This is a genomic window from Arthrospira sp. PCC 9901, from assembly GCF_059013425.1.
In genome coordinates, this window is record NZ_CP102296.1 from 5375570 (window position 1) to 5391489 (window position 15920).

Below are 15920 nucleotides of genomic sequence, written 5' to 3' on the forward strand. Positions count from 1 at the left end.
TAATAGCAAGTGTTAAATTGACTTAATTTATATGTCTAAAAACCCCGATCAAGTGACATCCAAAGATACCCCTTCACAACCACATTTAGGGGTAAAAAATCCTTTGATGTCTCCTACGCCATTAGGTCAAAAATTTTTACAACCTCTCGGTGCGCGTTCCATATCAGTTTTAGATTTATCTTTATTTGCGGGTGAAGGAGTACAATTACAAAGTTTTGATGAGTGGGATAGTCCTTTTTTCTTAGAGTCAAAGCCTAACTTTGGTAATCAAAATATTATCCAAGAAAAGCCACTTAATTCTGTCGATTTTACCCCAAATGCAGAGACAACATCGATTCCGCAATCTACAGAAACATCTCCTATTTTTACATCAGAAGCACCTGAAATTAGCCGGGAATTAGATTCACCATATGAGGAATTAGACAATCTTAATCAAGACCAAAAAAAAGTTAATCATCAAAAATCACCACCATCAAAGTCAACCATATTTAGAAGCATATTAGGCGATAATATATCTCCAAAATCAAACAAATTTTATCCTCCCAAATACCCCAAAATCACAGAAGGATCGAAATCCCCTCATCCTGAGTCCATACAAAGACAATACAAATCTTCAAATTCTGAACCTATTTCCGACATATCCCCAATTCAGCGACTCCCAGAAACTTCCGATTCGGTGGATATCAATAATGCGATCGCTTCTCATGACTCCCCTTCCATTCAACGAGTCTCGGAAACCTCGGATTCGGGAGATGTCAATAATGCTAACGCTTTTCATGACTCCTCAATTCAGAGACTCCCAGAAACTTCCGATTCGGTGGATGTAAATGCGATCGCCTCTAATGATTCCCCTTCCATTCAACGACTCTCGGAAACTTCCGATTCATCTCCTATTCAGAGACTCCCAGAAACTTCCGATTCGGTGGATGTAAATGCGATCGCTTTTCATGACTCCTCAATTCAGAGACTCCCAGAAACTTCCGATTCGGTGGATGTAAATGCGATCGCTTCTCATGACTCCCCTTCCATTCAACGACTCTCGGAAACCTCGGATTCGGGAGATGTCAATAATGCTAACGCTTTTCATGACTCCTCAATTCAACGACTCTCGGAAACCTCGGATTCGGTGGATGTAAATGCGATCGCTTCTCATGACTCCCCTTCCATTCAACGACTTTCGGAAACTTCCGATTCATCTCCAATTCAGAGACTCTCGGAAACTTCCGATTCGGTGGATGTAAATGCGATCGCTTCTCATGACTCCTCAATTCAACGACTCTCGGAAACCTCGGATTCGGGAGATGTTAATAATGCTAACGCTTCTCATGACTCCTCAATTCAACGACTCTCGGAAACCTCGGATTCGGGAGATGTTAATAATGCGATCGCTTCTGATGACTCCCCTTCCATTCAACGAGTCTCGGAAACCTCGGATTCGGGAGATGTTAATAATGCGATCGCCTCTAATGATTCCCCTTCCATTCAACGACTCTCGGAAACTTCCGATTCATCTCCTATTCAGAGACTCCCAGAAACTTCCGATTCGGTGGATGTAAATGCGATCGCTTTTCATGACTCCCCTTCCATTCAACGACTCTCGGAAACCTCGGATTCGGGAGATGTCAATAATGCGATCGCTTCTCATGACTCCTCAATTCAACGACTCTCGGAAACCTCGGATTCGGGAGATGTCAATAATGCGATCGCCTCTGATGTTTCCCCTTCCATTCAACGACTTTCGGAAACTTCCGATTCATCTCCAATTCAGAGACTCTCGGAAACTTCCGATTCGGTGGATGTAAATGCTAACGCTTTTCATGACTCCTCAATTCAACGACTCTCGGAAACCTCGGATTCGGGAGATGTTAATAATGCTAACGCTTCTCATGACTCCTCAATTCAACGACTCTCGGAAACCTCGGATTCGGGAGATGTTAATAATGCGATCGCTTCTGATGACTCCCCTTCCATTCAACGAGTCTCGGAAACCTCGGATTCGGGAGATGTTAATAATGCGATCGCCTCTAATGATTCCCCTTCCATTCAACGACTCTCGGAAACTTCCGATTCATCTCCTATTCAGAGACTCCCAGAAACTTCCGATTCGGTGGATGTAAATGCGATCGCTTTTCATGACTCCCCTTCCATTCAACGACTCTCGGAAACCTCGGATTCGGGAGATGTCAATAATGCGATCGCTTCTCATGACTCCTCAATTCAACGACTCTCGGAAACCTCGGATTCGGGAGATGTCAATAATGCGATCGCCTCTGATGTTTCCCCTTCCATTCAACGACTTTCGGAAACTTCCGATTCATCTCCAATTCAGAGACTCTCGGAAACTTCCGATTCGGTGGATGTAAATGCTAACGCTTTTCATGACTCCTCAATTCAACGAGTCTCGGAAACCTCGGATTCGGGAGATGTCAATAATGCGATCGCCTCTAATGATTCCCCTTCCATTCAACGACTTTCGGAAACTTCCGATTCATCTCCAATTCAGAGACTCTCGGAAACTTCCGATTCGGTGGATGTAAATGCGATCGCTTCTCATGACTCCCCTTCCATTCAAAGACTCCCAGAAACTTCCGATTCGGGAGATGTCAATAATGCGATCGCTTCTCATGACTCCCCTTCCATTCAACGACTCTCGGAAACCTCGGATTCGGGAGATGTCAATAATGCTAACGCTTCTGATGATTCCCCTTCCATTCAACGAGTCTCGGAAACCTCGGATTCAGCAGAAGATATTAATGAAGGGATATCTGCGACTGATTCATCTCCAATTCAGAGACTCTCGGACACCTCGGATTCGGTGGATGTAAATGCGATCGCTTCTCATGACTCCTCAATTCAACGACTCTCGGAAACCTCGGATTCGGGAGATGTCAATAATGCTAACGCTTCTCATGACTCCTCAATTCAACGACTCTCGGAAACCTCGGATTCGGGAGATGTTAATAATGCTAACGCTTCTCATGACTCCTCAATTCAACGAGTCTCGGAAACCTCGGATTCGGGAGATGTTAATAATGCGATCGCTTTTCATGACTCCTCAATTCAACGAGTCTCGGAAACCTCGGATTCGGGAGATGTTAATAATGCGATCGCTTTTCATGACTCCTCAATTCAACGAGTCTCGGAAACCTCGGATTCAGCAGAAGATATAAGTAATGCGATCGCCTCTGATGTTTCCCCTTCCATTCAACGACTTTCGGAAACTTCCGATTCATCTCCAATTCAGAGACTCTCGGAAACTTCCGATTCGGTGGATGTAAATGCTAACGCTTTTCATGACTCCTCAATTCAACGACTCTCGGAAACCTCGGATTCGGGAGATGTTAATAATGCGATCGCTTCTGATGACTCCCCTTCCATTCAACGAGTCTCGGAAACCTCGGATTCGGGAGATGTTAATAATGCTAACGCTTCTCATGACTCCTCAATTCAACGACTCTCGGAAACCTCGGATTCGGGAGATGTTAATAATGCGATCGCTTCTCATGACTCCCCTTCCATTCAACGAGTCTTGGAAACCTCGGATTCGGGAGATGTTAATAATGCGATCGCTTCTCATGACTCCCCTTCCATTCAACGAGTCTTGGAAACCTCGGATTCGGTGGATGTCAATAATGCGATCGCTTTTCATGACTCCTCAATTCAACGAGTCTCGGAAACCTCGGATTCAGCAGAAGATATTAATGAAGGGATATCTGCGACTGATTCATCTCCAATTCAGAGACTCTCGGACACCTCGGATTCGGGAGATGTCAATAATGCGATCGCTTTTCATGACTCCTCAATTCAACGAGTCTCGGAAACCTCGGATTCAGCAGAAGATATAAGTAATGCGATCGCTTCTGATGACTCCCCTTCCATTCAACGAGTCTCGGAAACCTCGGATTCGGGAGATGTTAATAATGCGATCGCTTCTGATGACTCCCCTTCCATTCAACGAGTCTCGGAAACCTCGGATTCGGGAGATGTTAATAATGCGATCGCTTCTGATGACTCCCCTTCCATTCAACGAGTCTCGGAAACCTCGGATTCGGGAGATGTCAATAATGCGATCGCTTTTCATGACTCCTCAATTCAACGAGTCTCGGAAACCTCGGATTCAGCAGAAGATATTAATGAAGGGATATCTGCGACTGATTCATCTCCAATTCAGAGACTCTCGGAAACTTCCGATTCGGTGGATGTAAATGCGATCGCTTTTCATGACTCCTCAATTCAACGACTCTCGGAAACCTCGGATTCGGGAGATGTCAATAATGCGATCGCTTCTGATGACTCCCCTTCCATTCAACGAGTCTCGGAAACCTCGGATTCGGGAGATGTTAATAATGCGATCGCTTCTGATGACTCCCCTTCCATTCAACGAGTCTCGGAAACCTCGGATTCGGGAGATGTCAATAATGCGATCGCTTTTCATGACTCCTCAATTCAACGACTCTCGGAAACCTCGGATTCGGGAGATGTCAATAATGCGATCGCCTCTAATGATTCCCCTTCCATTCAACGACTCTCGGAAACCTCCGATTCATCTCCAATTCAGAGACTCTCGGAAGCCTCCGATTCGGTGGATGTAAATGCGATCGCTTTTCATGACTCCTCAATTCAACGAGTCTCGGAAACCTCGGATTCAGCAGAAGATATTAATGAAGGGATATCTGCGACTGATTCATCTCCAATTCAGAGACTCTCGGAAACTTCCGATTCGGTGGATGTAAATGCGATCGCTTTTCATGACTCCTCAATTCAACGACTCTCGGAAACCTCGGATTCGGGAGATGTCAATAATGCGATCGCTTTTCATGACTCCCCTTCCATTCAACGACTCTCGGAAACCTCGGATTCGGGAGATGTCAATAATGCGATCGCTTCTCATGACTCCTCAATTCAACGACTCTCGGAAACCTCGGATTCGGGAGATGTCAATAATGCGATCGCTTTTCATGACTCCTCAATTCAACGAGTCTCGGAAACCTCGGATTCGGGAGATGTCAATAATGCGATCGCCTCTGATGATTCCACAATTCAACGAGTCTCGGAAACCTCGTATTCGGTGGATGTAAATACGATCGCTTTTCATGACTCCTCAATTCAACGAGTCTCGGAAACCTCGGATTCAGCAGAAGATATTAATGAAGGGATATCTGCGACTGATTCATCTCCAATTCAGAGACTCTCGGAAACTTCCGATTCGGTGGATGTAAATGCGATCGCCTCTGATGTTTCCCCTTCCATTCAACGAGTCTCGGAAACCTCGGATTCAGCAGAAGATATAAGTAATGCGATCGCCTCTGATGTTTCCCCTTCCATTCAACGAGTCTCGGAAACCTCGGATTCGGTGGAAGATATAAGTAATGCGATCGCTTTTCATGACTCCTCAATTCAACGAGTCTCGGAAACCTCGGATTCGGGAGATGTCAATAATGCTAACGCTTTTCATGACTCCTCAATTCAGAGACTCCCAGAAACTTCCGATTCGGTGGATGTAAATGCGATCGCTTTTCATGATTCCCCAATTCAGAGACTCCCAGAAACCTCCGATTCATCTCCAATTCAGAGACTCTCGGAAGCCTCCGATTCGGTGGATGTAAATGCGATCGCCTCTAATGATTCCCCTTCCATTCAACGACTTTCGGAAACTTCCGATTCATCTCCAATTCAGAGACTCCCGGAAACTTCCGATTCGGGAGATGTAAATGCTAACGCTTTTCATGACTCCTCAATTCAACGACTCTCGGAAACCTCGGATTCGGTGGATGTAAATGCGATCGCTTCTCATGATTCCCCAATTCAGAGACTCCCAGAAACCTCCGATTCATCTCCAATTCAGAGACTCTCGGAAGCCTCCGATTCGGTGGATGTAAATGCGATCGCTTCTCATGATTCCCCAATTCAGAGACTCCCAGAAACCTCCGATTCATCTCCAATTCAGAGACTCTCGGAAGCCTCCGATTCGGTGGATGTAAATGCGATCGCTTTTCATGATTCCCCAATTCAGAGACTCCCAGAAACCTCCGATTCATCTCCAATTCAGAGACTCTCGGAAGCCTCCGATTCGGTGGATGTAAATGCGATCGCCTCTAATGATTCCCCTTCCATTCAACGACTTTCGGAAACTTCCGATTCATCTCCAATTCAGAGACTCCCGGAAACTTCCGATTCGGGAGATGTAAATGCTAACGCTTTTCATGACTCCTCAATTCAACGACTCTCGGAAACCTCGGATTCGGTGGATGTAAATGCGATCGCTTCTCATGACTCCTCAATTCAACGACTCTCGGAAACCTCGGATTCATCTCCAATTCAGAGACTCTCGGAAACTTCCGATTCGGTGGATGTAAATGCGATCGCTTTTCATGATTCCCCAATTCAGAGACTCCCAGAAACCTCCGATTCATCTCCAATTCAGAGACTCTCGGAAGCCTCCGATTCGGTGGATGTAAATGCGATCGCTTTTCATGATTCCCCAATTCAGAGACTCCCAGAAACCTCCGATTCATCTCCAATTCAGAGACTCTCGGAAGCCTCCGATTCGGTGGATGTAAATGCGATCGCCTCTAATGATTCCCCTTCCATTCAACGACTTTCGGAAACTTCCGATTCATCTCCAATTCAGAGACTCTCGGAAACTTCCGATTCGGTGGATGTAAATGCGATCGCTTTTCATGACTCCTCAATTCAGAGACTCCCAGAAACTTCCGATTCATCTCCAATTCAGAGACTCTCGGAAGCCTCCGATTCGGTGGATGTAAATGCGATCGCTTTTCATGATTCCCCAATTCAGAGACTCCCAGAAACCTCCGATTCATCTCCAATTCAGAGACTCTCGGAAGCCTCCGATTCGGTGGATGTAAATGCGATCGCCTCTAATGATTCCCCTTCCATTCAACGACTTTCGGAAACTTCCGATTCATCTCCAATTCAGAGACTCTCGGAAACTTCCGATTCGGTGGATGTAAATAATGCGATCGCTTTTCATGACTCCTCAATTCAGAGACTCCCAGAAACTTCCGATTCGGTGGATGTAAATGCGATCGCTTTTCATGACTCCCCTTCCATTCAACGACTCTCGGAAACCTCGGATTCGGGAGATGTCAATAATGCGATCGCTTTTCATGACTCCTCAATTCAGAGACTCCCAGAAACTTCCGATTCGGTGGAAGATATAAGTAATGCGATCGCTTCTCATGACTCCCCTTCCATTCAAAGACTCCCAGAAACTTCCGATTCGGTGGATGTCAATAATGCGATCGCCTCTGATGATTCCACAATTCAACGACTCTCGGAAACCTCGGATTCGGTGGATGTAAATAATGCGATCGCTTTTCATGACTCCTCAATTCAACGACTTTCGGAAACTTCCGATTCATCTCCAATTCAGAGACTCTCGGAAACTTCCGATTCGGTGGATGTAAATGCGATCGCTTTTCATGACTCCTCAATTCAGAGACTCCCGGAAACTTCGGATTCGGTGGAAGATATAAGTAATGCGATCGCTTCTGATGACTCCCCTTCCATTCAACGAGTCTCGGAAACCTCGGATTCGGGAGATGTTAATAATGCGATCGCTTTTCATGACTCCTCAATTCAGAGACTCCCGGAAACTTCGGATTCGGTGGAAGATATAAGTAATGCGATCGCTTCTGATGACTCCCCTTCCATTCAACGAGTCTCGGAAACCTCGGATTCGGGAGATGTTAATAATGCGATCGCTTTTCATGACTCCTCAATTCAGAGACTCCCGGAAACTTCGGATTCGGTGGAAGATATAAGTAATGCGATCGCTTCTGATGACTCCCCTTCCATTCAACGAGTCTCGGAAACCTCGGATTCGGGAGATGTTAATAATGCGATCGCTTTTCATGACTCCTCAATTCAACGAGTCTCGGAAACCTCGGATTCAGCAGAAGATATAAGTAATGCGATCGCCTCTGATGTTTCCCCTTCCATTCAACGAGTCTCGGAAACCTCGGATTCGGTGGAAGATATAAGTAATGCGATCGCTTTTCATGACTCCTCAATTCAGAGACTCCCGGAAACTTCGGATTCGGTGGAAGATATAAGTAATGCGATCGCTTCTGATGACTCCCCTTCCATTCAACGAGTCTCGGAAACCTCGGATTCGGGAGATGTTAATAATGCGATCGCTTTTCATGACTCCTCAATTCAACGACTCTCGGAAACCTCGGATTCGGTGGATGTAAATGCGATCGCTTTTCATGACTCCTCAATTCAACGAGTCTCGGAAACTTCCGATTCGGTGGATGTCAATAATGCGATCGCTTTTCATGACTCCTCAATTCAACGAGTCTCGGAAACCTCGGATTCAGCAGAAGATATTAATGAAGGGATATCTGCGACTGATTCATCTCCAATTCAGAGACTCTCGGACACCTCGGATTCGGTGGATGTAAATGATGCTAACGCTTCTGATGATTCCACAATTCAGAGACTCCCAGAAACTTCCGATTCGGTGGATGTTAATAATACGATCGCTTTTCATGACTCCTCAATTCAACGAGTCTCGGAAACCTCGGATTCAGCAGAAGATATTAATGAAGGGATATCTGCGACTGATTCATCTCCAATTCAGAGACTCTCGGACACCTCGGATTCGGTGGATGTAAATGATGCTAACGCTTCTGATGATTCCACAATTCAGAGACTCCCAGAAACTTCCGATTCGGTGGATGTTAATAATACGATCGCTTTTCATGACTCCTCAATTCAGAGACTCCCAGAAACCTCCGATTCATCTCCAATTCAGAGACTCTCGGAAGCCTCCGATTCGGTGGATGTAAATGCGATCGCCTCTAATGATTCCCCTTCCATTCAACGACTTTCGGAAACTTCCGATTCATCTCCAATTCAGAGACTCCCAGAAACTTCCGATTCGGTGGATGTAAATAATGCGATCGCTTTTCATGACTCCTCAATTCAACGAGTCTCGGAAACCTCGGATTCAGCAGAAGATATAAGTAATGCGATCGCCTCTGATGTTTCCCCTTCCATTCAACGAGTCTCGGAAACCTCGGATTCAGCAGAAGATATAAGTAATGCGATCGCCTCTGATGTTTCCCCTTCCATTCAACGAGTCTCGGAAACCTCGGATTCGGTGGAAGATATAAGTAATGCGATCGCTTTTCATGACTCCTCAATTCAACGAGTCTCGGAAACCTCGGATTCGGGAGATGTCAATAATGTGATCGCTTCTCATGACTCCTCAATTCAACGAGTCTCGGAAACCTCGGATTCGGGAGATGTCAATAATGCGATCGCTTTTCATGATTCCCCAATTCAGAGACTCCCAGAAACCTCCGATTCATCTCCAATTCAGAGACTCTCGGAAGCCTCCGATTCGGTGGATGTAAATGCGATCGCTTTTCATGATTCCCCAATTCAGAGACTCCCAGAAACCTCCGATTCATCTCCAATTCAGAGACTCTCGGAAGCCTCCGATTCGGTGGATGTAAATGCGATCGCCTCTAATGATTCCCCTTCCATTCAACGACTTTCGGAAACTTCCGATTCATCTCCAATTCAGAGACTCTCGGAAACTTCCGATTCGGTGGATGTAAATGCGATCGCTTTTCATGACTCCTCAATTCAGAGACTCCCAGAAACTTCCGATTCGGGAGATGTCAATAATGCGATCGCCTCTAATGATTCCCCTTCCATTCAACGACTTTCGGAAACTTCCGATTCATCTCCAATTCAGAGACTCTCGGAAACTTCCGATTCGGTGGATGTAAATAATGCGATCGCTTTTCATGACTCCTCAATTCAGAGACTCCCAGAAACTTCCGATTCGGGAGATGTCAATAATGCGATCGCCTCTAATGATTCCCCTTCCATTCAACGACTTTCGGAAACTTCCGATTCATCTCCAATTCAGAGACTCTCGGAAACTTCCGATTCGGTGGATGTAAATAATGCGATCGCTTCTCATGACTCCCCTTCCATTCAACGACTCCCAGAAACTTCCGATTCATCTCCAATTCAGAGACTCTCGGAAACCTCGGATTCGGGAGATGTTAATAATGCGATCGCTTCTGATGACTCCCCTTCCATTCAACGAGTCTCGGAAACCTCGGATTCGGGAGATGTTAATAATGCGATCGCTTTTCATGACTCCTCAATTCAGAGACTCCCGGAAACTTCGGATTCGGTGGAAGATATAAGTAATGCGATCGCTTCTGATGACTCCCCTTCCATTCAACGAGTCTCGGAAACCTCGGATTCGGGAGATGTTAATAATGCGATCGCTTTTCATGACTCCTCAATTCAACGAGTCTCGGAAACCTCGGATTCGGGAGATGTCAATAATGTGATCGCTTCTCATGACTCCTCAATTCAACGACTCTCGGAAACCTCGGATTCGGGAGATGTCAATAATGTGATCGCTTCTCATGACTCCTCAATTCAACGAGTCTCGGAAACCTCGGATTCGGGAGATGTCAATAATGCGATCGCCTCTAATGATTCCCCTTCCATTCAACGACTTTCGGAAACTTCCGATTCATCTCCAATTCAGAGACTCTCGGAAACTTCCGATTCGGTGGATGTAAATGCGATCGCTTTTCATGACTCCTCAATTCAGAGACTCCCAGAAACTTCCGATTCGGTGGAAGATATAAGTAATGCGATCGCTTCTCATGACTCCTCAATTCAACGACTCTCGGAAACCTCGGATTCGGTGGATGTAAATGCTAACGCTTCTAATGATTCCCCTTCCATTCAACGACTCTCGGAAACCTCGGATTCGGTGGATGTAAATGCGATCGCTTTTCATGATTCCCCAATTCAGAGACTCCCAGAAACCTCCGATTCATCTCCAATTCAGAGACTCTCGGAAGCCTCCGATTCGGTGGATGTAAATGCGATCGCTTTTCATGACTCCCCTTCCATTCAACGACTCTCGGAAACCTCGGATTCGGGAGATGTCAATAATGCTAACGCTTCTCATGACTCCTCAATTCAACGACTCTCGGAAACCTCGGATTCGGGAGATGTCAATAATGCTAACGCTTCTCATGACTCCTCAATTCAACGAGTCTCGGAAACCTCGGATTCGGGAGATGTCAATAATGCTAACGCTTCTGATGATTCCCCTTCCATTCAACGAGTCTCGGAAACCTCGGATTCAGCAGAAGATATTAATGAAGGGATATCTGCGACTGATTCATCTCCAATTCAGAGACTCTCGGACACCTCGGATTCGGTGGATGTAAATGCGATCGCCTCTAATGATTCCCCTTCCATTCAACGACTCTCGGAAACCTCCGATTCATCTCCAATTCAGAGACTCCCAGAAACTTCCGATTCGGGAGATGTCAATAATGCGATCGCTTCTCATGACTCCCCTTCCATTCAAAGACTCCCAGAAACTTCCGATTCGGGAGATGTCAATAATGCGATCGCTTTTCATGACTCCTCAATTCAACGAGTCTCGGAAACCTCGGATTCAGCAGAAGATATAAGTAATGCGATCGCCTCTAATGATTCCCCTTCCATTCAACGACTTTCGGAAACTTCCGATTCATCTCCAATTCAGAGACTCTCGGAAACTTCCGATTCGGTGGATGTAAATGCGATCGCTTCTCATGACTCCTCAATTCAACGACTCTCGGAAACCTCGGATTCGGGAGATGTCAATAATGCGATCGCTTTTCATGACTCCTCAATTCAACGAGTCTCGGAAACCTCGGATTCAGCAGAAGATATAAGTAATGCGATCGCTTCTGATGACTCCCCTTCCATTCAACGAGTCTCGGAAACCTCGGATTCGGGAGATGTTAATAATGCTAACGCTTCTGATGACTCCCCTTCCATTCAACGAGTCTCGGAAACCTCGGATTCGGGAGATGTTAATAATGCGATCGCCTCTAATGATTCCCCTTCCATTCAACGACTCTCGGAAACCTCGGATTCAGCAGAAGATATTAATGAAGGGATATCTGCGACTGATTCATCTCCAATTCAGAGACTCCAAGAAACTTCAAATTCGGGAGATATAACGGATGGTATATCTGATACTGATTCATCATATTTTCAACGTGAAGCAGATATATACTCAGGTTTGTATGGTAGCAATACAACGGTTAAAGATATGCTTTCCAATGGAACATTTCCTGAGATCCAAAGGTCGATTAAAAATATAAATAAGCCAGGATTTATAACAAAAAATTACCAGAAAAAATATAATAAAAATAAACTTTTGCTTCAGCAAAAATTAATGAATAATAATGAACATAATTTTGATTTTCAACCGCGCAGCTTGGTTCCAGAATCTTCGTATAATACTCAAGAATTGATGAAAAATACAGATAATTTAGGATTAAACCAATCACATCCCAAAAATTTGGGAGTCCCTAAAAATCAATATATTCCAGATCATGTTCAGGTGAGCCCTAATGGTAATCTTTTGTCTTCTGATTTTTACAATAAGCCATCTCCTGTCAAAGAAATGATGCAGAAAACTATTCATAATAGAGCAAAATTAAAGGAAAATATATCATCACAAAGGTCTCATAAAATTGAATCATTAAACAAGCAAGATATTTATGAATTAGATGAAAACATTAAAGCCCAAGACAACAGGACTTACAATGAACAGGAAAAACCCGAAGCCCAACAACAAGAAGTCGTCACATCTGAACATCTCGAAGCACTAGCTAGAGAAATATATGGCTTTATTTGTGAGCGATTTCAAGTGGAACGAGAACGTTATGGTTCCCATAGGTCTTCTGGACGTTTTCCGTGGTAATTCAACATATTTAAGGATTTATTGAAATATAAAGAAAAGTTAAATCTTTATTTAATCAATCAAGAATAGTGGTATAATAAAATATGTAATTTAAGAAAATATGAATAATTACAGGCATAAGGACTGATGATAAGCCATCTTGGGTATTGTGGAATTAGAAAAGGGGTGAATTATGACAAAAGAGAATTCATGGAAAGATAATTTGGCTAAGGATGTCGCTACAAGTACAGCCGATATTGTCTTGCTTAAAGGAGCAGCTATATATGACAAAATTCGAGATCAGCAGTATTTAGCCTTAGAGACAAGGAAAGAGTCTGACGCCAGTTCTCTTTATCAAAGATCTGGGTTCAAAAGTGGTCAATTGGTCAAAGCTGCTCTGATTCCTAGAAGTGGAGAAGGCGCTAAAATTATCAGGTTCCAGTTTAACCCTACAGACTTGCAGTTAAGTAGGTCTGTTTCGATTGAAGATATCAAGGGAGCGCGGACAAGTAGAGGTTTACCGAAGGTGAACTTTGGTTTTGTAGAACCCTACCAATTGACGTTAACTGATCTGGTGTTTGATACCTATGAAACCGGTGAAAATGTATTGAATAAAATCCAGCCTATTCTGGATACTGTAGACTTCAGTTCTTTTAAAGATCCATTTAGTAAAGAAGGCGGCTACAGTGAAAGATTGGTCAAAGCTAGTGTTACTAATACTGTAATTCAATCGGCTGTATCTAGCCTGTCTAGTAACTTGTTAGGGGTGAATGCGAATGCCATGGAGGTGGCTGAATATGGTGGGGGAGATATTGAAACACAAGCCCTAGAGCTGCGACGACCCCCGGTTTACTACTTAATTTGGGGGGATAAAAATTATATGCGTTGTATGGTGGAAAGTTTAGATTATAAATTGACGATGTTTAAACCAGATGGTACACCAGTACGCGCCCGAGTGACGATTAAGCTGAAAGAAGTGGATCTGGGGGTTGCCGATCGCAGTTTTAGTGAGCGTCGTAAAATTATCAGTAAATAATAACATATCATTGTAGCCATGGCAAGCGATCGCAGTCTGTATGTTTCCAGTCCTCTGTTGCAAATTGAAGGAGCCGACCAATCATCCCTGTCGGCTTTAATGAATGATTTGCTGCAAATTTCGGTAGAAGAGAGTTTGCACCTACCGGGGATGTTCACACTGGCTATCAATAATCCCTACGTTCCGGTAGATGACGAAAGCCAAACATGGCAACACGATCCCCTGCTACAAATTGGCAAAAAAGTCAAGATTGGTTTTCAAGGTAGCACAACGGAGTCGCCAGAATTCAACCAAGAACAAAAAGACTACATTATCGAAGGCGAAATTACCGCGATTGAAACCCACTTTACCAGCGACACCCAAGCACCGATTATAGTTCGGGGTTATGACATTTCCCATCGTCTGCACCGAGGGCGTTATAACCGTTCTTTCCAGGACTATACCGATAGTGATATAGTTGTCAAAATCGCGAGAGAAGTCGGAATTGAGCAAGGGAGAATCGATCCGAGCGGAGAAAAACAAGCCTACGTTTTTCAGGAAAACCAGACCAATATGGAATTCCTGCGGGACAGAGCGGCTAGAATTGGATTTGAATTATTTGTTCAAGATGGGAAACTATTTTTCCGTCGCCCCCAGGGAGGGGATATTTTGAGACTGAAATGGCTAACAGACTTTGAAAGTTTTCGAGTCCGAGTCACCAGTGCGGAACAGGTTGACTCAGTGGAAGTGCGAAGCTGGGATTATACTAGAAAACAGCCGATTGTCTCGGTAGCCGATCGCTCGGAAAAAATCACTCAAATCGAGGGTAATTCCCAGGAGGGGTGGTCGAGTCAGTTTCAAGGGAGGTCATCAGGTGGCACTCCCTTAACCACGGGACTTTTTGGCAGCAACTTCCCGCCGCCGAAAATGATTGTTGTAGATCAGCCTGTTTCCAGTCCCAAAGCGGCGGACTTGATGGCTCAAGCCCTCTATAACGAACTCGAGGGAGAATTTGTGCAAGCCGACTCCCATGCTCCGGGAAACCCGAATATTCGGGTAGGGAAAGTGGTGGAATTAACTGGAATGGGGCGTTATAGCGGTAGATATTACATTACCGAAACCCGCCACCTGTATCAAGAAGGGAGATACAGCACGGAATTTAGTGTGAGGGGGTTACGGGGCGGTTCAATTTTGACAACTCTTTCCCCCAAAATAGGTTTGAAACCGGGGCAAACCCATCTAGTGGGTATTGTTACTCATAACTATGACCCAGAGGGTCTTGGGCGTGTGCGAGTGAAATTTCCGACGCTGACCCCAGAAGGGGACGGGAGCGCCCACGCCAGCGCCTGGGCTAGGGTTGTGGGTATTGGTGCTGGACCAAACCGAGGCTTTTACTGTCTCCCAGAAATTAATGATGAGGTGCTAGTGGCTTTTGAACATGGAGATATCCACCGTCCATACTGCATTGGTGGGGTATGGAACGGCAAGGATAGTCCCCCAGACCCGGTTGAGGAGACTATTTCTAGTCGGGGGAAAGTGCGGCTGCGAAGTTTCACTACTCCCAGCGGCCATAAAATCCAGTTTGTGGAGGAGGATCTAAGTCTGACTAGCCAGGATGGGGTGTATATTCAAACCAGTGGCGGTCATCAAATTAGGTTTAATGATAGCGATCGCAGTATAGAGATAGTGACATCTGGCCATCAGCGCATCCGCATTGATGATCGTACCCGCAAAATTGACATTCAAACTGCTAACGTCAACGTGACCGGAGCTGTAACGGCCGCGGCTTTAATGGTCGGCGGGACGGGGGGGATGAATGTGGCGGATGCGATCGCTAATTTGGCGGCGCAGCAACAACAGCAACAACAGCAGTTTCAGGATTATGTTAGAACCCAAGAGGCGCGTGACCGCAGCCAAAACCAAACCACCGCCGCCCTCAACAACCAACTTCAGCAACAGCAGCAGAACTTCCAGAACTTCCTCAACCAACAAAACCAGCTAGACCAACAGCAAAACCTAGCTACAGACGAACTCAGACGACAAGTACAGGAGGCGCAAGCACAGGCTAGGAATATGAGGTTTTGATATAGCAATGAGCGATCGCCTATTAACCAGGGAACCGCATCGCTGGAAAGAGCTTGACAG

The 15920-nt window shown here is 45.1% G+C and carries 3 protein-coding genes; all 3 read left to right on the forward strand.

Annotated elements, in window-relative coordinates:
• The first annotated feature begins 31 nt into the window (after positions 1-31).
• Positions 32-12781: a hypothetical protein gene (locus NLZ44_RS23825; RefSeq protein ID WP_493751388.1), complete on the forward strand. Its 12750-nt coding sequence runs from the start codon at positions 32-34 to the stop codon at positions 12779-12781.
• 172 nt (positions 12782-12953) lie between these two features.
• Entirely contained in the window at positions 12954-13796 is an 843-nt protein-coding gene (locus NLZ44_RS23830; RefSeq protein ID WP_493751389.1) for a CIS tube protein, read from the forward strand.
• 18 nt (positions 13797-13814) lie between these two features.
• The gene (locus tag NLZ44_RS23835; RefSeq protein WP_493751390.1) at positions 13815-15860 is read left to right on the forward strand and encodes a VgrG-related protein; all 2046 of its coding nucleotides are present in this window, start codon (positions 13815-13817) and stop codon (positions 15858-15860) included.
• The last annotated feature ends 60 nt before the right edge of the window (positions 15861-15920 follow it).